21 protein-coding genes are annotated in these 20,733 nt (G+C 35.6%); 7 read left to right on the top strand and 14 right to left on the bottom strand.

The window, feature by feature from the left end; translation table 11 throughout:
• Window positions 1-163: 163 nt before the first annotated feature.
• The 3 genes from F6K40_RS28590 to F6K40_RS28580 form a co-directional block, all read right to left on the bottom strand.
• The gene (locus tag F6K40_RS28590; RefSeq protein WP_293140653.1) at window positions 164-493 is read right to left on the bottom strand and encodes a class I SAM-dependent methyltransferase; all 330 of its coding nucleotides are present in this window, start codon (window positions 491-493) and stop codon (window positions 164-166) included.
• 51 nt (window positions 494-544) lie between these two features.
• Window positions 545-946 (bottom strand): class I SAM-dependent methyltransferase, encoded by a 402-nt coding sequence (locus F6K40_RS28585; RefSeq protein ID WP_293140651.1) that lies wholly within the window; start codon window positions 944-946, stop codon window positions 545-547.
• A 471-nt stretch (window positions 947-1,417) separates the two neighbouring features.
• Window positions 1,418-2,059: a retropepsin-like aspartic protease family protein gene (locus tag F6K40_RS28580; RefSeq protein WP_293140649.1), complete on the bottom strand. Its 642-nt coding sequence runs from the start codon at window positions 2,057-2,059 to the stop codon at window positions 1,418-1,420.
• Window positions 2,060-2,260: 201 nt separating this feature from the next.
• Here F6K40_RS28580 and carA point away from each other — a divergent pair, with 201 nt between their 5' ends.
• The 5 genes from carA to F6K40_RS28555 all read left to right on the top strand — a co-directional run bounded on the left by carA (window position 2,261) and on the right by F6K40_RS28555 (window position 6,879).
• Complete coding sequence (gene carA, locus F6K40_RS28575; protein WP_293140647.1) at window positions 2,261-3,409, top strand: glutamine-hydrolyzing carbamoyl-phosphate synthase small subunit; 1,149 nt, start codon at window positions 2,261-2,263, stop codon at window positions 3,407-3,409.
• Between the two features lie 386 nt (window positions 3,410-3,795).
• On the top strand, window positions 3,796-4,161 hold the full coding sequence (locus F6K40_RS28570; protein WP_293140657.1) for an STAS domain-containing protein: 366 nt from the start codon (window positions 3,796-3,798) through the stop codon (window positions 4,159-4,161).
• A gap of 802 nt (window positions 4,162-4,963) precedes the next feature.
• Window positions 4,964-5,389, top strand: coding sequence for a Mini-ribonuclease 3 (locus tag F6K40_RS28565; protein WP_293140645.1), 426 nt, complete (start codon window positions 4,964-4,966; stop codon window positions 5,387-5,389).
• A gap of 203 nt (window positions 5,390-5,592) precedes the next feature.
• Entirely contained in the window at window positions 5,593-6,513 is a 921-nt protein-coding gene (gene rlmB / locus F6K40_RS28560) for a 23S rRNA (guanosine(2251)-2'-O)-methyltransferase RlmB (RefSeq protein ID WP_293140643.1), read from the top strand.
• Window positions 6,514-6,732: 219 nt separating this feature from the next.
• Complete coding sequence (locus tag F6K40_RS28555; RefSeq protein ID WP_293140641.1) at window positions 6,733-6,879, top strand: hypothetical protein; 147 nt, start codon at window positions 6,733-6,735, stop codon at window positions 6,877-6,879.
• An 847-nt stretch (window positions 6,880-7,726) separates the two neighbouring features.
• On the opposite strand, the gene F6K40_RS28550 is transcribed toward F6K40_RS28555, so the two are convergent.
• Complete coding sequence (locus tag F6K40_RS28550; RefSeq protein WP_293140639.1) at window positions 7,727-7,936, bottom strand: hypothetical protein; 210 nt, start codon at window positions 7,934-7,936, stop codon at window positions 7,727-7,729.
• The gene (locus tag F6K40_RS28545; protein WP_293140637.1) at window positions 7,929-8,222 is read right to left on the bottom strand and encodes a DUF2442 domain-containing protein; all 294 of its coding nucleotides are present in this window, start codon (window positions 8,220-8,222) and stop codon (window positions 7,929-7,931) included. The genes F6K40_RS28550 and F6K40_RS28545 overlap by 8 nt, the downstream gene beginning before the upstream one ends.
• Before the next feature lie 266 nt (window positions 8,223-8,488).
• Here F6K40_RS28545 and F6K40_RS28540 point away from each other — a divergent pair, with 266 nt between their 5' ends.
• Entirely contained in the window at window positions 8,489-8,650 is a 162-nt protein-coding gene (locus F6K40_RS28540; protein WP_293140635.1) for a type II toxin-antitoxin system HicB family antitoxin, read from the top strand.
• A 164-nt stretch (window positions 8,651-8,814) separates the two neighbouring features.
• Here F6K40_RS28540 and F6K40_RS28535 read toward each other — a convergent pair whose 3' ends face one another.
• The 9 genes from F6K40_RS28535 to F6K40_RS28495 form a co-directional block, all read right to left on the bottom strand.
• Complete coding sequence (locus F6K40_RS28535; protein WP_293140633.1) at window positions 8,815-9,060, bottom strand: DUF4926 domain-containing protein; 246 nt, start codon at window positions 9,058-9,060, stop codon at window positions 8,815-8,817.
• 8 nt (window positions 9,061-9,068) lie between these two features.
• A complete protein-coding gene (locus tag F6K40_RS28530) occupies window positions 9,069-9,395 on the bottom strand; it encodes a DUF6883 domain-containing protein (protein WP_293140631.1) in 327 nt (108 codons plus the stop codon).
• Between the two features lie 199 nt (window positions 9,396-9,594).
• Entirely contained in the window at window positions 9,595-11,346 is a 1,752-nt protein-coding gene (locus F6K40_RS28525) for a caspase, EACC1-associated type (RefSeq protein WP_293140629.1), read from the bottom strand.
• A 397-nt stretch (window positions 11,347-11,743) separates the two neighbouring features.
• A complete protein-coding gene (locus tag F6K40_RS28520; RefSeq protein ID WP_293140627.1) occupies window positions 11,744-12,118 on the bottom strand; it encodes a hypothetical protein in 375 nt (124 codons plus the stop codon).
• A gap of 385 nt (window positions 12,119-12,503) precedes the next feature.
• Window positions 12,504-13,325 carry an alpha/beta fold hydrolase gene (locus F6K40_RS28515; RefSeq protein WP_293140655.1) on the bottom strand — a complete coding sequence of 274 codons (822 nt, stop codon included), beginning with the start codon at window positions 13,323-13,325 and terminating at the stop codon, window positions 12,504-12,506.
• A gap of 497 nt (window positions 13,326-13,822) precedes the next feature.
• Window positions 13,823-14,041 (bottom strand): type II toxin-antitoxin system HicA family toxin, encoded by a 219-nt coding sequence (locus F6K40_RS28510; protein WP_293140625.1) that lies wholly within the window; start codon window positions 14,039-14,041, stop codon window positions 13,823-13,825.
• On the bottom strand, window positions 14,041-14,280 hold the full coding sequence (locus F6K40_RS28505) for a type II toxin-antitoxin system HicB family antitoxin (RefSeq protein ID WP_293140623.1): 240 nt from the start codon (window positions 14,278-14,280) through the stop codon (window positions 14,041-14,043). The genes F6K40_RS28510 and F6K40_RS28505 overlap by 1 nt, the downstream gene beginning before the upstream one ends.
• A gap of 271 nt (window positions 14,281-14,551) precedes the next feature.
• Window positions 14,552-16,696 (bottom strand): NAD-dependent DNA ligase LigA, encoded by a 2,145-nt coding sequence (ligA, locus tag F6K40_RS28500; RefSeq protein WP_293140621.1) that lies wholly within the window; start codon window positions 16,694-16,696, stop codon window positions 14,552-14,554.
• A 346-nt stretch (window positions 16,697-17,042) separates the two neighbouring features.
• Complete coding sequence (locus F6K40_RS28495; RefSeq protein ID WP_293140619.1) at window positions 17,043-18,002, bottom strand: Npun_R2479 family HD domain-containing metalloprotein; 960 nt, start codon at window positions 18,000-18,002, stop codon at window positions 17,043-17,045.
• A gap of 1,759 nt (window positions 18,003-19,761) precedes the next feature.
• Between F6K40_RS28495 and F6K40_RS28490 the strand changes: the two genes are divergently transcribed.
• The gene (locus F6K40_RS28490) at window positions 19,762-20,592 is read left to right on the top strand and encodes a calcium-binding protein (protein ID WP_293140617.1); all 831 of its coding nucleotides are present in this window, start codon (window positions 19,762-19,764) and stop codon (window positions 20,590-20,592) included.
• The last annotated feature ends 141 nt before the right edge of the window (window positions 20,593-20,733 follow it).

Here is a 20,733-nt window from a genome sequence, read left to right as displayed (position 1 = left end):
TAAAATTTTAGCTCTGAGAGTAGGGAAAAGATATTATACTTCTACTTTTCTCCTGACTCCTTTCTCCAGAAATTCTGATTCCTGGCTCCTTTCTCCAGAAATTCTGACTCCTGTACGGACGCCCTTATGCAACGTCCCTACCTCCTGACTCCTTGATAATTATTTATAAGTATTCAACCGAACATGATATAAGAATATTTGCTATTTTATCCGGGCGGTTATAATACTGCCGATTGACTTCTTCTCTAGATTTTTTTGTGCCTTTACTTTGATGGAAAGCGTAGAGAGAATCAACAAATAATTCATTAAATAACTCTTCAATTAATTTAGATGGAGAGGAAACTTGTTCCAAATTCAGAAATAATCCTTCTGGCTTTAATAATTCATAAATCTCTTGATATATTTCTCGTTTTCTTATGTCTGGTTGGTGATGAATTGAAAATCCTGAAACAATTACATCAAATGGTGCTTTTTGGTGAATTTTATTTACCAAAAAATGAGGTCTAAAGCCTCCCCTTTTAAGGGGATGAAAAAAATATTTAATTCAGTATTTTAAGCCTCCGACTTCAGTCGGAGGTTCACTGATAACTGATAACTGATAACTGATAACTGAAATGACCCATTCTGGTAAAGCATAATCTTGATTAATAAATTCTAAACTAGCTGGATAAGCAGCAGAAATATTACTTTTTGCAGCTTCAATCATTGTCTCTGAAAAATCTAAAAATACTCCTTGAGAATCAGGGTACTGATTGAGAATTGCCTGACCTAAAATACCATCACCACAACCTAAATCTAAAAAATTATTCACTTGTGGTTTAGCCATCTGAATAATCCTCAAGATAATTTCAATTTGTTCAGTAGCAAGAGGAATTGCACTTCTAACACCAGACAGATATTTTTGTGAAAGTTCTGTTGTTTTCCAGACTTGATAATCATTGTTCATTTGATCTAAATACAGCTCATTACAGGTTTATCTAGTACAGTAGCACAAATCGCTTTTTAAATAGTTTTTGGAGTATGGAATTAAGTTTTCATTCAAAATTGCCAATCTACTAGAATCACTGTACCACACTTACATGGAATAGGCTATATAATAAACAGCTTAGATTAAATTGACTCTACTATTATCACCAGATTTGGTATTACCGAATAATTAATAATTAAATAATTAAATAATTAAATAATTTAGCTTTAACGCCTCCCTTTTCAAGGAGAAAAAAATAAATTTTTTCCTTTTAATCAATCCTCTTCCTAAAAGGGAGAGGTAATTATCCATTATCCATTATCCATTATCCATTATCCATTAATGAAGCTAGACAGATATTTTTGTGAAAATTATGCTGTTTTTCAGACTTGATAATCATTGTTCATTTTTCATATTTATCCCGATAAAAATTATTTAAACATGATACTTCTAACTACTAGAACGTACCCGTAACTCTACTAATTTCTCTTTAACTGTCATATCATAACTACCAAAGAAGTCTTGTCCAAGCAGTGGTATCTCTGCTTCAGGAGGTGCGATAACAACAGTAAATGGTTTGAACTCCAAACCTCCTGCTGAAATAGAACCAACAATTCCTGCTTCTACTTCTACATCTCTGCCATCAGCAACTTTTACAGTTCCCCGAGTGAAAGGTACTACTTCCAGGGAATCTGCCATTTCCTTAGTAATAATGGTTTTACTAGCTCCGGTATCTAAAAGCATTTCATATTTCTGATCGCCATTAAAAGTCACTTCAACAATAGGAATACCTTCATCACCATTTGTACGTTTAACAATTGGTATTTCATATAACCCTGCTGTTGCTGTCGAAGTTGATACCTCCTCTGGTAATTCTTCTGGAAACAAACCACAAACCGATATTGTTAAATCCTTCCTATTTCCAGCTTCATCAATCATAAAGCATCCTGGAAATTCTTGAGCGATCGCAGCCGTACACATTAATATTGTCAGCAATATTGATGGTATTTGCCAAAATCTGGTTTTGATCTGTTGTTTGTGCTTAACCTGATTTCTGTCAGTAGAATTATAGGGTGAAAAATTTTCTATCATAATTAACTAATTACTTTTTAAGAATTGCAATTATTTGTTTATTCTTAAGTTTTAAACTTCAAACTAACTTTATCTTATTTAATTGATGAATGTAATCTGTACTTGTAACTACTACATTTCTCATAAACTTAATATATTCTCGATAACCTAAGTAGATATTCTCAGGCTATCTTCAAATACTAATTAATTAGAGGAATTAAAATGTCAATCTCAGCTCAACCTGCTTTACTTGTCTTAGCAGATGGAACTGCTTACCATGGCTTATCTTTTGGCGCTCTAGGAACCACCATCGGAGAAGTGGTATTTAACACAGGAATGACTGGTTATCAGGAAGTTCTCACAGACCCAAGTTATTGTGGACAAATAGTTACTTTTACCTACCCAGAGTTGGGAAATACAGGAGTTAATCCTGAAGACGAAGAGTCCAATATGCCGCAGATAAAAGGCGCGATCGCTCGAAATATTTGTCCACGTCCCAGTAACTGGCGTTCTACTCTGTCCTTACCAGAATATCTCCAAGAATATAAAATTCCTGGAATTTACGGTATCGACACCCGTGCTTTAACTAGAAAAATTCGGACTGTGGGAGCCATGAATGGAGCAATTTCTACAGAAATTCTAGACCCAACTGAATTGCTAGAAAAAGTTCAGTCTGCTCCTAGTATGGCAGGATTAAATTTAGTTCAGGAAGTAACAACAAAAGAAGTTTATCAATGGTCTGAACCAACAGATTCAAACTGGGAGTTTAACCCTTCTGTTTCTGGTAATAGTGGAGAACAATTTACAGTTGTGGCCATTGACTTTGGAGTGAAAAAAAATATCCTGCGACGTCTAGCAAGTTATGGTTGTCGAGTTGTAGTTGTTCCTGCTAATACACCACCAGAGGAGATTCTCAAGTATAATCCTGATGGTATTTTCCTTTCTAATGGCCCAGGAGACCCGTCTGCTGTGGGAGAAGGTATTGAAACTACTAAGGAGTTGCTCAAATCATCTAAACCTGTATTCGGTATTTGTATGGGACATCAGGTTCTCGGTTTGGCCTTGGGAGCGGACACTTTTAAACTAAAATTTGGTCATCGGGGTCTGAATCAGCCCGCAGGTTTGCAGCAACAAGTGGAAATTACGAGTCAAAATCATGGATTTGCCATTAATGCAGATTCTTTAGGGGCTGAGGTGGAAATTACCCATCTCAACTTGAATGACAGAACTGTTGCTGGTTTACGGCATAAATCTTTGCCCTTGTTCTCCGTGCAGTACCACCCTGAAGCAAGTCCCGGTCCTCATGATGCTGATTACCTGTTTGAACGTTTTGTTCAAGTAATGGGAGATGCTCGAAAAGTTAAAGCTTAGAATTGATATAGTGCTACGGAAATAGCTTCTATCAATATTTTAGAAGTAGTGACGTCTCGCGAGACGTCATTACAGCCGAAACCAACAAATATTTACCAAGATTTAAAATCTGGGGCATGACAATTTAAGGTGGGTTAGTATATACTTTTCCTACTTTTCCTCTCCCCACCCCTCCCACACCTCCCACACTTCCCCACCCAATCATATATACCATCCCTCATGCCTGAATGGTACTAGGGCAACGTCGGGAGGATGTCAAATTCCGAAAAATTGTTTTTAGTCGCAAACATTTGTCTATTTTTAAAAGTCATATAACTATAGACATATTTTGCTTATTGAAGTATAATATATAATTTAATTATGCAAAATCAAGCGAGGAGGGTGTTATTCCTGAGCCATTAACCCTGACTGTTAGCCTGAGAGCCACTCACGAAGTCAGGGATAACTACCAGCTATTCCGCCTAACAGGGTTATTAGATGCCTTCTCAGAAGCTACTTTTAGCAAAAAGCTGAAGACAAAAATCGATCAAGGACCAAAAAATATTATTTTGGATTTGTCCACGATAGACTTTGTTGATAGTTCTGGGTTAGGAGCACTCGTACAACTGGTAAAGCATACCCAAGAACATGAAGGTAGTTTACAGATAGTTTCCAATGCCCGTGTAACTCAAACAGTTAAATTGGTTCGTTTAGAGAAGTTTTTATCTTTACGAAATACATTAGATGAAGCTATAGAGAATATCAAGAAATAAGGTTAATAGCCTTCCCTTTCAAGGGAATAAAAAAGGAAATTTCGGATTTTCTTGCCTCTTACTTAAAGAGGTACTGATAAATGATATAGCAGGGAAGAGAGAACACTTAACTGGGAATAGTTTTTATTAATGGATAATGGATAATGGATAATGGATAATTACCTATCCCTAAAATGAAGAGGATTGACGCTTAAGGAAAAAATTTATTTTTTTTCCTTTACCCAAGAGGCTTTCAACCTGAATTATTTAATTATTAATTATTCGGTAAAAACACTTCCTAGTCTAAAATTTATTATTAGTAATTGTCCTAACCAATTCTTTTTTAGCTTTAACTGAAATGAAATGATCGGGCAAGGCAAAGGCCAATTATTTAATCTAATCTAGATAAATACTATCTCCCGTCAGAAAACAAAACTCTGGACGGGAGTAGCTCAAGCCTATTGAAGCGATCGCCTTCATTAATGGATAATTGATAATGAATAGTGGATAATTACCTCTTCCTAAAAAGGAGAGGATTGACGATTGACTAAAAGGAAAAAATTCATTTTTTTCCCCTTTCTTGGGGAGGCTTTAAAGGTGAATTATTTAATTATTCGGTAAACCTTTTAACAATAAGGGGTTTCCAAAATACTAATTTTTTGAGGTGAGGAATTGGTGAGGATTATTAAATAAAACTTGTACCAAAAACATCGAGTAGATCGATTCAAGCCAAAACTTAAATTAAGCCGTTAATTATCTGGATGGGGATCGAAAAACCTGGAGCGATATTTTATCAAGTAGAAAGGCTAACCTCATAAGGAGAATGATTAGTTTGCAGCAGTTAAACCCTGTTACCCTAACGCCAGCAGAAATTCAAAAAATTTCGCCCTCAGCTTGGGCATATTTGGGAGATGCAGTTTACGAACTGTATGTTCGGAATTACTACTTGATACCACCAAAGCGATCGCGTTATTATCATCAGTTAGTTGTAGCTAAAGTCAGGGCAGAAAGTCAAGCTCATCAATTAGATAATTTAAAACCTCACCTCACTAATGCAGAGTTAGATATTCTTAGGCGAGGCCGCAATGCTGCTTTTAGGAAACCAAAAAGATTAGATCCAGAGGTTTATCAACAAGCTACGAGTTTAGAAACTCTAATCGGATACTTATATTTAACCGATCCCCAAAGATTAAATCAACTACTAAGCTACATAGAATTAGATTCAAAGTTAGATTCAAAGTTGGATTAATATTTTTATCGCATTAGCCAATAGACATTTCCAATAATCAAAAATAAAATCAATTATCAAACAGGACTCGGTAGCGCAACCCCGCCTTGATCGGCGAAACGTTTTTCGAGCGTTCCTCTAATCCCCGTTACAAAAATAACTCCTGACTTCTGACTTCTAACTTCTGACTTCGTTAATTCTCCCTACTCCCTCTTTAGATAGTTATGTCTACAAAAAATTCTAAATTCAATTCTCAAGAAAAACCTCAAAAACAGAAACGAATTCAACTCAAGGATAGGCGTTCAAAAAATTATAATTCCCCAACGACTAAAGAAGAAGATGACGATCTAATCTACGGACGACACACTGTACAAGCTGCCCTCCAAAGTGAGCGATATTTAAACCGCATCTGGATAATTCCTCCACTGCGATACGATCCGAGGTTTCATACATTGCTGAATGAGGCTAAAACAAGGGGTACAATTATAGATGAAGTAGATGACAAACGCCTAGATCAAATTACCCAGAGAAAAAATCACCAGGGTATCGCAGCTCAAATATCTCCTTATGAGTATAAGGAACTTGACGAATTAATTTCCCAAGCCAAATCGAAAAGCGATCGCCCTGTATTGTTGGTAGCTGATGGTATCAATGATCCTCATAATTTAGGGGCTATTATTAGAACTGGTGAAGCTCTGGGAATACAAGGTTTAATTATTCCGCAAAGACGAGCTGTGGGAATAACTTCGACTGTCACAAAAGTTGCGGCAGGAGCTTTAGAAAATTTTCCTGTAGCTAGGGTTATTAATCTTAGTAATGCTTTGGAACAATTGAAGAAGGAGGGTTTCTGGATATATGGTACTGTGGCAAATGAGGGGGAACCTATCCATACAGTAAAATTTACTGAAGAACGTATCAAGGGTATTGTTTTAGTGGTTGGGAGTGAAGGGGAGGGTTTAAGTCTTTTAATTCAAAAAAACTGTGACGTCTTAGTTTCGATTCCAATGTCGGGAAGTACGCCTAGTTTGAATGTATCAGTAGCAACGGGTATGGCTATTTACGAAATTCATCGACAACATTTGTCAAAAAATTTGCGTATTGAGCAGAAAGTAGAAGGGAGTAGGTATTCTAATTCAAAACTGTAACGTCTTAGTTTCGATACCAATATTGGGAAGTATGTCTAGTTTAGATGAGATATGGGACTAAAAACAGGCATTACCCAACGAACTTCACACTATCTTATGTTGAATAAAAAGTCATGCGTATGGGCGAGTTACTCCATCTAAGTTTTATAGTATCACAAAAATTTTCAGGATGCAACCGATAATCTTTTGGCGCGGCGATTTTTTGGGGAGCTTCAGAGAATGAAAATGTTGGTGATTTTGCACGTATTTGAGGGATGGAAAGATTTGATGAGGGAAAAACAAGTGTTTCGAGAAGCTTCACAAAATGACAATATTTTGAGTATTGCTTCTGAAAAAATGCCTGAATGCTTGATTCTATCTCAGTGAGGAATTTTGGTTGAATAAAAAGTCATGCGTATAGGCGAGTTGCCCCATCTAAGTTTTATGGTATCACAAAAATTTTCAGGATGCAACCGATCATCTTTTGAGCCGGCGATTTTTTTTTGGGTAGCTCTCAGAGAATGAAAATGTTGGTGATTTTCGACGTTAGGAGGGATGGAAAGATTTGAGGAGGGAAAAACAAGTGTTTCGAGAAGCTTCACAAAATGACAATATTTTAGGTATTGTTCCTGAAAAAAATGCCTGAATCCTTGATTCTATCTCAGTGAGGAATTTTGGTTGAATAAAAAGTCATGCGTATGGGCGAGTTAAGCCACCTAAGTTTTATGGTATCACAAAAATTTTCAGGATGCAACCGATCATCTTTTGAGCCGGCGATTTTTTTTTGGGTAGCTCTCAGAGAATGAAAATGTTGGTGATTTTCCACGTTAGGAGGGATGGAAAGATTTGATGAGGAAAAAACAAGTGTTTCTAGAAGCTTCACAAAATGACAATATTTTGAGTATTGTTCCTGAAAAAAATGCCTGAATCCTTGAGTGTATCTCAGTGAGGAATTTTGGTTGAATAAAAAGTCATGCGTATAGGCGAGTTACCCCATCTAAGTTTTATGGTATCACAAAAATTTTCAGGAAGCAACCGATCATCTTTGATTTTTTTTGGAGCTTCAGAGAATGAAAATGTTGGTAATTTTCGACGTTAGGAGAGATGGAAAGATTTGATGAGGAAAAAACAAGTAGGGTTTGCGGAAAAAGTCTTTTTAGGGAATAGGGGAGTCGGGGAGTAAAGGAGTCGGGGAGAAAGATTGTTGCTAGGTTTACCCTTTAGATAAGCTACGCTAACGTCTTTCAAGCAAACCTACTGCATGAATTAACATGGCAATATGGCTTTTTTTCACGTTATATTTTGGGAAGTCTTTGGTTAGATAAATACGTTGGTGTAATTGAAGCATGACAATAAACTTTAAATCTCTTGCTGATAACTGATAACTGATAACTGAAAATGGGAAGTCTTTGGTTAGAGAAATACGTTGGTATAGTTCAAGCATTGGTAGTTTTATTTGTTGTTCTGGAAATATATTTAGGAATTGGTTTCTTTGTGACAATAGAATACAAAACATCTGGGTCTAAATCTGCGCCATTTTCCCAATAAATTGTTCCCCATTCTGGATTGAGTTTGACGGTTTTAAAATAATTGATGTCTTGTAATTTGGCAAAAATTCCTGTAAATTCTATTAGCTGACTAATATCTACAATTCCCTCTTTTTCATCTTCAAATTTCAGATAAAGTAGATAGTTTTCTTGATGACTAACTTCGATAATGTCTTTTAACATAATTTACTTTATTTATTTGTCATTGGGAGGGGGGATGGTAAAACTTGTTTGAATGTTTTTTCAAGTATCCCCCCGAAGCAATCTCACTAGCTAAAATTTATAGGAAAAATTACTTCTATTTTGTCATTCATAATATCAATATCAAGAAAGAGATTGCTTCGGCTAACTTAATATTTTTCTGAAAAGCTTAACTCATTTATGACCGCCTCGCAATGACAATATCAATGTTATTATATTTACCAATAAATAGCAGAGAATTTAAACAGATGCGATACGAAGTTAAACTTAAGCAAACTGATGAAGGATATGCCGTTTGGTGTCCTTATTTACCTGGATGTTGGTCTCAGGGAGAAACTGAAGCTGAGGCGTTGGAAAATATTAAGGATGCCATAGAATCTTATTTAGAATATATGAAAGAGTTAAATTAAAATAGTGAGTTGCATAATTCCTAATAATAAAAAATAAGCATTTTGTAGGTTGGGTAGAACGAAGTGAAACCCAACACATATTTATAGATTTAGATGCAGATTTTTGTTGGATTGCGCTGTCGCTTAACCCAACCTACTAGATTACAATAATTAATAATAATTTGTTAGGTTATTTCTACTAAGGAACGAACAGATAAAATCTCATCTTGTTTCAAAGGTTCAACAGCAGACATCGGCACAATAATTACATTTATAGATTCTCCTATGGCATTAAATATTTCTAATACATAACCATTTTCTCCTCCTTCTGGGTGAGTTGCTGTATCAATTAACATGGCAATATCGCCTTTTTTAAGGTTATATTCTGGGAAGTCTTGGGTTAGAGAAATACGTTGGTATAGTTCAAGCATTGGTGGTTTTATTTTTTAAGTGGTATCAGAGTAATAAATTGAGTTTGATTCTCTGCTTTTCGTTTTAACCAGATGGTAATAACTGCTAGATTTCTGTTATTAACTCCAGTTCTTGTACCTTCAACTCTGTAAAATGTACCGTATTCATTGGTTCTATCTACTATTGCTTCTGTGGTAAAAACTAATTGCAGAATGCTATTTTTTAGTCGTTGGGAATTTTCTGGAGTAAAACCTGCTTGTAAAAGAAATTTTGATTTGTCATCTTGTTCTCGATATACTAATAAATATTTGGTCAGTTTTTCATCAGGAATAATTACAGGTTGGGGTAGTTTCATTAAGCATTAAATCTCTTACTGATAATTAATAACTGATAACTGATAACTGATACAATGGGTGGGATAGTTAGAGATTCTGGTTTAACTGTTGAGGAGTTTATGAGTCTTTTATGAGTTTGTAAAAGAACTTTCTCCAGCGCATGAGCGACTAATCAAACTCACTGATAACTGATAACTGAAAAGCTGAAACATTTATATGTTAAAGTCCACAAGTCTCTGTGCGAGAGAAGAGTGCCACTCCCCCAATAAACCACCACATCTTAGACCACCCGACCCTTGATGGCAAATGCCCTGTATAATGTGTGCTAATATCGAATTTTAAGTCACTGTAGTACAACCATTTTTCTCCTTTACGCCATCCCACTTTATATGCAAATTCTTTCCAGACTTCTTCGTTATACTCTTTTTTTCCTCCTAAATTGTAATAAATTTCCTTTTGTACAGAAAATCCAAATTTACCATTACTATATTTTACCCAAAGCCGATCAATAGTACAGAGGTCTTTGCAAGGAAAATTTTCTATATCTTCTGCTCTTAGAGAATTATCTTCCTTTAAATCTGCAACTTTGAACATACAACGAGCAGTTTCTTGATCTGCCTCTTTCCACTCCCCATTTGCTAGAAAGTCGCGGAGTTTTGTATAGTCTACATTTTTGTCAGAAAGTAATTCTATTTCATCATTTTGGAAGCTATTTTCAGTAACTTTTTCCTCGGCAAAATTTTCAGACTTTGATTCTGATGACTTAGGTAAAAATCGTTCCTCAATATCTGTAATATCCTCATCATTTTTGTCAGAAAGTAATTCTATATTATTATTTTGAGAGCCATTTTTAATAATTTCTTCTACGGCACAATTTTCTGATTTTGATTCCAATGACTGTGGAAGAGGTAAAAATCTTTCCTCAATAGCTGCAATATCCTCATCTCTCAATCCTAACAGTGACTGAATTTCCTGCAAAGTTTCACGTTCTTTTTCTATAAAAGGAAAAGAATTTTCCACAGCTTGACTAAAGATTTCCTCATAACGTTTTAACTTTTTATGAAACTGAATATAAGGTGCCATTTCCTCAGCTTCAATTGCCTTTGCCTCCTCATCAGATATTCCATATCTCTTGCATAATTCCTCCAATAAAAAACGACTCAGAAAATCTATCTTGCCATTATTTTTCTGCAATATTTCCTGCACTTTGCGACGATATGGCAATTTCGGCTCGTCTTGAGGGGAACTTGCTAAATAAATTCGATAACCCTCCTTTACAGGTGCAAATTGAGGAGTCATTGCCGGAGATTCTTCATGTACTTTTTGACTCACATATTGATGCAATTCATCCGCTGAAATTTTGCCATTATTATCCGTATCTGCTGCTCCAGTTTTAATCCCTTCAACTAGATATTTTGTATAAATAGATAATTCCGAACCTTCCGACTCAAAAGAACTTTGAACAGCACTAGAAGACATCAAAATCGCCCTACCTTTACCCCCTAATTCTGCTTGAATATCAATATTTTCATCCCCTTTAGCAGTCATTCCTTTAGTAAAAGCACCACTATAACAACAGTCGAGAATCACAACTAGACGTTGGGAAAAACTATCATTCATTTCATCTTGTAAAACACTAGCAGCAACAGCAGTTCGTTTCACAATTCCCCGTGTATCTTTCCGAGTTTTAGGGGTAGCTAAAAATAGATTTCCCTCTCGACTTTTAACTCCATGACCAGAAAAATAAAGTAATAAAACATCATCCTTATTCCGGTTAGCAAACAATTCATAAATTGCCAGTTCTATCTCTTGACGATTATAATTTTTCAACTCCTTAATATGATCAAAACCTCCCATTTCCGAATTACCTAAAACCTCCTTCATTGCCTCAACATCTTTCACCGCACTAGGCAAAGCTGGAAATTCTGGGAGGTATTCACTAACTCCAATTAATAGAGCTATTTTTGCCATAAAAAAATCTCCTTAATTAGCTATGCAATTATAAATATAGCAATCCTTCATTGGTTGTAATATTTTACCGAAAAATTTTGGTTTAAAGCCTCCCCTTGGATAGGGGATAATAAATAAAAATTTTCCTTCGAGTCAATCCTCTTCTTTTCAAGGAGAGGTAATTATTCATTATTCATTATTCATTATTCATTGTTGAACGTAGTCGCGTGTCTAGCTTGAAAATGTGGGTGAAAAAACCTAACTCCCCAAAAATCCCCCCTTGCCCCCCTTTGAAAGGGGGGAGGAGGAAAAGGGAGAGGAGGGAAGGGGTTTCAAGTGTATGTTTTTAACAAACAAAAGAAAGGGGAGATTTTACCCCTCTCCTCCGAGGAGAGAGGTTGGGCGAGATGTCTTATTTTTAAGCTTTCAAAAAATCATCTACTTCTGCCAAAGCTTTTTTCAAATCTTCCACATTACGGACTTCAATATTTATCTTTCGACTTTTACTTTCAGCCTTAATTTTAATAGTCTTACCAGAGAGGCGATCGCCTAAATATCCAACCAAAGATTTGAGATTTTCAGCATTAATTTCTGCGGTGAGAATTCCTATTAAAAAACCGCCGATATTTTTAGCTCCAGGTTCGGCAGTTTCTACTGGCGCTAAATTTACATTTTGTACTCCATCAAATTGTTCTATTTCCGACAAAATATTCTGGGTTTCTGTTTGAAGCTTTTCCTCTTCTAATTGTCGATCGGATAGAGAAATTGTAAGTTGAATATTTTCTAATGACATAATCTTTAATTGTTAGTTTTCAGGAATAAAATTACCTAATTCAAAGGATAAATATCGCACAATTCAAAATTCAAAATTCAAAATTCAAAAGTAATTTCTGACTAACTTTGAGCATTTGTAAATGTCCTAACCTATTTGCGTAGTCCAATAAATGAGGATTTATTAACTTTTAAAAAAAAGTTACAGTGCTTCCCATTATTATAAAGTACATCCATCGCGAGCAAGATGCCCGCACTATATGATTTTCACCATTTGCCCGAAATATGCTGTAGCATTTTGGGCAAGAGTCGGGCAAAAAAATTACTCCCCTACTCCCGTACGGACGTTCGCATTTTTGTTATGCAACGTCCCTACCCTACTACCCTACTCGTGAAAAAAGACTTTTTCAGCAAACCCTAGTTAGCTCTATCCAATTTTCAATATCTGTTAAGACTTGGTGAGGAATTTCCCAAGGAAACAAATGGGCAGTATTCGCGTAGCATTGCCAAGCAGCATTTTTGAGGTGAACAGCAGTTTCTTGACTTGACTCAGGAGTAATATGTCGATCGCTCTCCCCTGCTAATAGTAAACAAGGAGATTCAATCTGAGATAAGTCTGCCAATTTATTATAACCAGCTCTTAAGGCTTTATTCAAAGCTCTAGTGGCGAATCTAGAAGTTTGCCAATAAGCGGGAACTGCTTCTTTTGCTAGATATTGATAGGTAGCAGGAGTGTGACGTTGGATGAGATATCTAAATAGCGATCGCTTGCCAAAAGTATCAATATTCCATTGCCAACCAGGCAAAAAATAATTTATGATTCCCGCTAAACCTGTATAAAGATTATCCTGCCAACTTATTGGAGGATGATTACTTCTAGGTTTTGCTGCTGTACCTATTAAAATTAAACCTGCGATTTGCTGAGGGTTTCTCAGAGCTAATTCCATTCCAATAATTCCACCTAAAGACCATCCTAATATTAAATATCTAGAAATCTGAAGTTGTTCCAGAAGTGTTTCTAAATCTATTAAATGTTGAGTCATTTCAAAGTTAGTTTTCGCAGAACTTTTGCCATATCCTCTTAAGTCTGGAGCAATAATTTGAAAGTTTTGGGATAGAGAGTTAGTAAAGACTGACATACATTGACTTGAACCTGGATGTCCGTGGAGACAGAGAATAGGAAAACCTTCTCCTTTGTGTTGAAAATGTAGTGGTGATAATTGGAACATAAATTTAATTTTTTTCTTAATGAGAGTGACTCTATTTTCAGATACAGCAGATTCCAAGGATATGAAGTACAGATATGAAAAATTAAATCTTCCAAGTGGGGCATCTTGCCTGCGATGTGTGTACTTCACCAAGGTAGAATCTGCTGTATCTATTGATTTTTTAATTCCTAATTTTTCGATTAATTCAACTAGAGTAACTCCCCGAATATTTGCTAATTCTGCCAAATTTTCTAGACGTTTTGCTTCTAAATTTTCTATTTGTTAGTTACTCATAATATTTCTGAGTTTTTAAGAGAATACCTTGATTTATTTTTGTCAACAACTCGGCTTCTACTTCTGGTAATTTTGAAGTGCAACGTTTGGCTGGGAGGGCAATTATTTATGATGTAAATTGCTCAAATTCTGGCAAACTTAATTGTTCAGCAGCTTTGAATAATTATTCCGAAGAGAGCTGCACTTCTATGGAAATTTTTGGCATTTTTTTATCTACTTGATGACTACAAATTTTTCCATTCATCTTCAGAAATACCAGCTTGCATTAAAATTCGTCTAAGTAAATTCCTATTGATATCTCCTTGATGAGGATTAGGAATACGAACTCGTAAATTATCGCGTACCATAAACTGATGTTTGCCTCCAGAATAAGGACCGGAAAAACCTGCTGATCTAAATGCTGCAATTAAGTTGCGACGAGATATGGGACCAAAAACAGGCATTAGCTAACCGACTCCACTTTCAAACTAACACCATGAAATTCTGGAAGTGGATGGTTCATTGCCACACCAATAAGTACCCATTCTTCTAATACTTCTAATAATTCCTGACGACATTCTTCTAAAGTATTGCCAGTTGCCCATACTCCATTAGCACTAGGAATTGAACCATAAAAACCTTCTGATTCGAGTATTTCATAATTGGCTGTTTCCATTGCTTTTTGTAGATATTCTTGAATCATTAATTAATGTCTCCATAAAAGAGGGAATAGGGAATAGGGAATAGGGAATAGGGAGCAGCAATAGCAGACTTATGCATAATAATTACATTTATAGATTCTCCTAAAATCTCTTACTGATAACTGATAACTGATAACTGATAACTGATAACTGAAAATGCGAGGGGGGATGGTAAAAGTTGTTTGAATGTTTTTTCAAGTATCCCCCCGAAGCAATCTCACTAGCTAAAATTAAACAAGACTTTTTCAGCAAACCCTAAATAAATTCTAACTCCTAACTTCTAACTTCTAACATTTCCAATAACTCTGCCTCACTCAACTGTTTCACCCCCAACTTTTCTGCCTTTTCTAACTTAGAACCTGCATCTTCTCCCACCACAACAAAATCAGTCTTAGAACTCACCGAACTTGTCACCTTCCCACCAGAATTTTGAATCAAATTTTTCGCCTCATCTCGCTTCAACGTTGGCAAAGTTCCCGTCAATACAAAAGTCTTCCCTACTAGCAAACCATCTTGCTCTTCCACCAAATTACTTGTAGAACCTTTACTCTCCAAAGTCACTCCCACAGTTTCCAGACGTTCTACCAAATTCTGATTTGCTGGTACCCGAAACCACTGTTCCACAGACTGAGCAATTTCCGGACCAATACCATAAACTGCTTCAATATCACTTACCTTTGCTTGCCCTAACTTTGCCACAGTCGGAAATTTCTGAACCAACAACTCTGCATTCACACTACCCACATGACGAATACCCAAACCATAAAGCACCCGCTTCCAAGGTTGAACTTTAGAAGTAGCGATCGCTTCCACCAACTTACTCGCCGACTTTTTCCCCATCCGTTCCAAGGTAGTCAAATCTTCCACAGTCAAATTATACAAATCTGCCACCGACTTAACCAAACAACTATTAACCAACTGTTGCACCAACTTTTCCCCCAAACCATTGATATCGAGAGCGCCCCTGGATGCCCAATGTGCCAAAGAACCCCGGAGAATAGCGGGACAGGAAGTATTAATGCACCGAGTTACTGCCTCATCTCTCGGTTTAATCACAGGTTGACTACATTCTGGACAGTGGGTTGGCATTTGAAATCTTAGGGCTATTTTTGGTCGTAATTCTGGTAAAACTCGGACTACTTCTGGTATGATCTCCCCTGCCTTGCGGACTATTACTGTGTCCCCAATATGTAAGTCCAGTTCTGCCAAGCGATCGCTATTATGTAGAGATGCCCTTTGTACGGTTGTCCCTGCCAACTGGACTGGTTTTAATTCGGCCACGGGAGTCAGCGCCCCAGTACGGCCAACTTGAACCGTAACTGCTTGGACAATGGTGGGAATTTCTTCAGCAGGGTATTTGAGAGCGATCGCCCAGCGAGGGAATTTTTGAGTAAATCCCAATTTTTTTTGTAGTGGTAAAGAATTAATTTTAACCACTACTCCATCAGTTAAATAAGGTAAATTTTGTCGTTTTTTATCCCAGTATTGATAATATGCTTCAAGTTCATCTAAAGAGGAACAAAGTTGACGGTTAGGATTAACTTTAAAACCTAATTTTTGGAGTAATTGTAAATATTCCCACTGAGTAGAAAGTTGAGAAAATTCGGAAGTATTTTCTTCTAAATAAAGTGTATAAGCAAAAAAATCTAGTCGGCGTTGAGCGACTATTTTTGAGTCTAATTGTCTTAAAGTACCTGCTGCTGCATTGCGAGGATTTGCAAATAGAGTTTCTCCAATTTTTTCTCTTTGAGCGTTGATATTTTCAAATACATTTATTGATAAAAAAGCTTCACCCCGAACTTCCACTTTTGGAGGCGGATTATCAATTTTAAGTTTTAAGGGAATACTATTAATTGTCTTGACATTTTGAGTAATATCTTCTCCCATAATTCCATCACCACGAGTAGCACCTCGCACTAATAAACCATTTTCATAAGTTAGAGCTAAAGCAGAACCATCAATTTTTAATTCACAAACATAATCCAAAGTTGCGAGGTTTATTTCATCAGAATGAGAGTCATTATTAAGGTCAGAATTTTGATTTTTTACTTCTAACTTTTGACTTTGACTAAGGTCAGAATTTTGAATTTTGAATTTTGAATTTTGAATTTGACAACGTTCTTGCCAACTTTTTAATTCCTGAATATTAAAAGCATTTTCCAGACTATAAAGAGGAATATTATGTTTAACTGATACAAATTTAGTTGCAGGTTTTTCTCCCACTCTTTGAGTCGGACTATCTGGCACAATTAATTGAGGATATTGGGTTTCTAATTCCTGTAATTCACGAAGTAGGCGATCGTAAACAGCATCTTCCATAACTGGGTTATCAAGAACATAGTAAGCATAACCAGCTTCTTGAAGTTTTTCCCTTAATTGTTGAGTGTATTGCTCAACTTCTGGTGTTAATTTTGCCACAATTTATTATTTCCTTCCCTCAATTTTAGACAAAACAAATTAATGAGCAGCAATTTACTCATCAGAAAAAAACTTTTTTAAATACATTACACTCTTCGGAAATACCGATTTAATCCCTAAGACATAACTACTCCCCTTTCTCAACTTTTTTGTTAAAGAAGATGTTGATAAAACCTAGCTTTTTAAGGGGATGAAAAAATCAATTTCAGTATTTCAAGCTGGATACTTCAATGGTCGGTACTGATAACTGATTAAACTGCTTCTATCTACTAGACATCTCCAAAAATCAGAAATAAAATCAATTATTTTCCCTATTCCCTATTCCCTATTCCCTATTCCCTATTTTCTATAAATTCAAATCCAAAAAATCGCTAAATTTCTTTTCTATAAGTGGTATTTTTAATTCCACACCTCCATTATTGCGACTTTTCTCATCACTATTAGCTAATTTTGTACCATTAACTTTTGTCTTCTTAGGTTCATGTTCTACCTGAAATACATTTGCATAAAGATTAGCAATAATTTGTTTTCCACTTTGAGTTAATTCCAAATAATTAATAGCAGCAGGAATATAAGGATAAACTCCATTCCAGTAAAATTTCGCATAGCTGCGTCGGAGGTCTCCAGGAGATTTATAACCCAAAACTTTATTAGTACCAACCTCTTCAAATTCATAAAATAAAGCACTAATTTTCAGCAAATAATTAGGGTCACTTAATTGGCCAATTAAATCTGCAGCCCTTGATAAACCAGAAAAATTATTTCTATCTTGATGAGTTTCTGCTTCTGGAACAGGAAAACGAGTTAATTCAATATTACGTTTAATTTGATCTGCATCAATTAATCGATGACCACCAAAACGTTCATCTATTACTAATTTACCCCGGTCAACATGATAAGGTGTTAAACTAGCCGCAGTAGCACCATCTGACAAAGAAACCATCCCATCATCTATTCCTGTAGCATATAAACCTAATAATTCTTGGTCTTCTCGACAGACTCCTTTGGTATAGCCAAGATCGTGACACAATAAAGAAATAATATAATGTAACCAATCTTCAGGAGAGACTCCACCTTCACGAATGTGCTTACCCCGCAAAATTTCTTGCCCAACAAGAGTAACTAACATTGTGTGTTCAGTATTGTGATATAGTGCATCACAATTAGCAATATTTTCCAGAGCCATATTTCCTGCCCAGGCAATAATTTCTGGATAGTCTGGTTTAAAATTACCATAAGTACGATGGTATCCTGCTTGTAGCTCTTTAACAAAAGTGTCTATCAAAATTTGTGTTGGATTAAACATAACTATTTCCTTGCACTCCAGTATATTAAGTGTTACTATGATAAGTTTATCTGTAGCAGTTAGCCGTTAATTTATCAATTAATCAGAACTTGCTTTTATAATTTAGTTTAGTTGCAAATCTAATATATCAACAAATTATTTTTTGAGTTTGACTTTTCTATAGAAAGACTTGAAATACAGAATATTATTTTCTTTTGCTCAATTGATATGGTTAGGAAACCCATCCATCCCATCCTAGGTCATGCTCCGCTTGCCGACCGCTTTTTATACACTTATAAAGAGGAGACTTGGGACAAAAATTTTTCGGTCAGACAAAAAATAAAAGCCAAAAGGCAAAAGTAGACTAAAAGAGATTTTTAGTATATACTATTATATTACCTCAATTCAAGAAATTGTGGACATTGATATATATCGGACTTGATACTCTTTGTCTATTGCAGTCTTATACTAAATCTGGTGCATTAATACTATACTTCAGCTATACTTCAACACATCAATAGTTACCAAGATTCAAAATCTGTTTTTGACAATTATTAGTCGGTAATTCAATAATTAATAATTAACAATTAACAATTAATAATTAATAATCACCTCTTGTTAAAAAGAAGAGGATTGGTTAAAAGAATTTTTTTTCTTCTCTTCAATATTTCAATCCCAATACTTTCCTACAGAATGCTCCGCAAACAGGCAGAGGTACTGATAACTGATAAGTGAAGTGACATCTTCCCTTGCCCAAAGGCGAGGATATTTCCATCTATCAAAATAAGCAAAGTTGAGATGCTTTAAACGCACTTTTTCGGTAAAAATAAGAACTCAGAAGTAGGAATTAGAGATGAATTTGGCAAGACAGTAAAATTAAATTTGAAGGCAGATTTTTATTTCAAAACTGATGTTGATTTTTCCTAAAAGTGTAACTCAGGAGTCATGGTTCAAAAACTATGAACTGGTGTAAAAATGCTTTTTCGTCAAATTTTAATTGAATAAATATTATCTGATTGTACCGAAGATTCCTTTGGAGACATTCAGCAATTAACAATTAATAATTACCTCTACCTAAAAGGGAGAAGTTTGAGGGTCAAAGAAAAATTTTTTTTTCCTTTCAAGGGAAGGCTTTAAACCTGAATTATTTAATTATTAATTATTTGGTAATATATCTCAAGCTAAAACTGCCATAAAAGAATTATCAATAATAATTAGATAGCTCTAAAATGAGTTAGATATTACTGACCAAAGAAATATATATAAAAATATATAGATACTAATAGACTTCTCCAAAAATGAAAAAAAATCAATTATTATCCATAAATTATCAATTACTCCCCCCAGTTAAGTGTTCCCACTTAAGTGTTCCCTGTTCCCTATTCTCTAATTAACAATTAATAATTACCTCTCCCTTTTAGGTAGAGGTTTGAGGGTCAAAGAAAAAATTTTTTTTTTTCCCTTTCAAGGGAAAGCTTTAAACCTGAATTATTTAATTACTAATTATTTGGTAATATATCTCAAGCTAAAACTGCCATAAAAGAATTATCAATAATAATTAGATAGCTCTAAAATGAGTTAGATATTACTGACCAAAGAAATATATATAAAAATATATAGATACTAATAGACTTCTCCAAAAATGAAAAAAAATCAATTATTATCCATAAATTATCAATTACTCCCCCCAGTTAAGTGTTCCCAGTTAAGTGTTCCCTATTCTCTATTTGGGTGGAGATGTCTAATATAATCACACAAAGAAGTTATTCAAAAAAGTATTATGGTCACTGCAACAGAAGAAGGTATTTTTAATGGTACTATAGTAGATTTATTCAGGCCACCTCCCGATAATGAAGAGGGTGGTAATGGGACAAGTCCCAATCTAAATGGAGGTTCTGGAAGTTCATTCAATGAAATTCTGCTTACAGAAGATGACGACGAGACTATTGCTACAGCAGGAGCAGATTCAATTCAGGGATTGGGAGGTCGAGATTCCATAGAAGGTAGAGGTAGAGGAGATATAATTTTTGGCAATGATGATAATGATACACTTCTGGGAGGAGTGGGTGATGATTCTCTATTTGGTAATCGAGAGCAGGATTCTCTGGTAGGGGATGATGGTGAAGATACATTGTGGGGTGGTAGGGATAATGATTTTCTAGATGGAGGTGATGATGATGATACACTTTTTGGCAATCGAGGGAATGACTGTATTTTTGGCGGTTTAGACGATGATTGTCTATACGGAGGTAGAGGAGATGATTGTCTTGATGGAGGAGACGGTGATGATACTCTAGCAGGCGATCGCGACTCTGATACTTTAACAGGAGGAGCAGGAGAAGATTTATTCATTATTTCTCCAAACACAGGTGGATTAAGTGAATCAGAAGCAGACATTATTACTGATTATAATCCTGATGATGATGATGAAATTGGATTAATTAATGGTTTGAGTCGTAATGATTTGGAATTTCGGGAAACGCTTGTAGGAGAGGAAAATGGAACAGTCATTTTCATAGATAACAATAGTGGGTTGACAGATAACGAAGAAGATTTTCTGGCAATAGTTATTGGAGTTGAGGAAAGTGACCTAGACTTCACAACTATCTGAGGAAATAGGAGTAAGGAGGTGTGGGAGGTGTGGGAGGTGTGGGAGGTGTGGGAGGTGTGGGAGGTGTGGGAGGTGTGGGAGGTGTGGGAGGTGTGGGAGGTGTGGGAGGTGTGGGAGGTGTGGGAGGTGTGGGAGGTGTGG

Origin of the sequence: Okeania sp. SIO3I5, assembly GCF_010672085.1 — a bacterium.
Lineage (GTDB): Bacteria > Cyanobacteriota > Cyanobacteriia > Cyanobacteriales > Microcoleaceae > Trichodesmium.
Note: the sequence above shows the minus strand (reverse complement) of the source record. Positions and strands in the feature narration are given on the sequence as shown.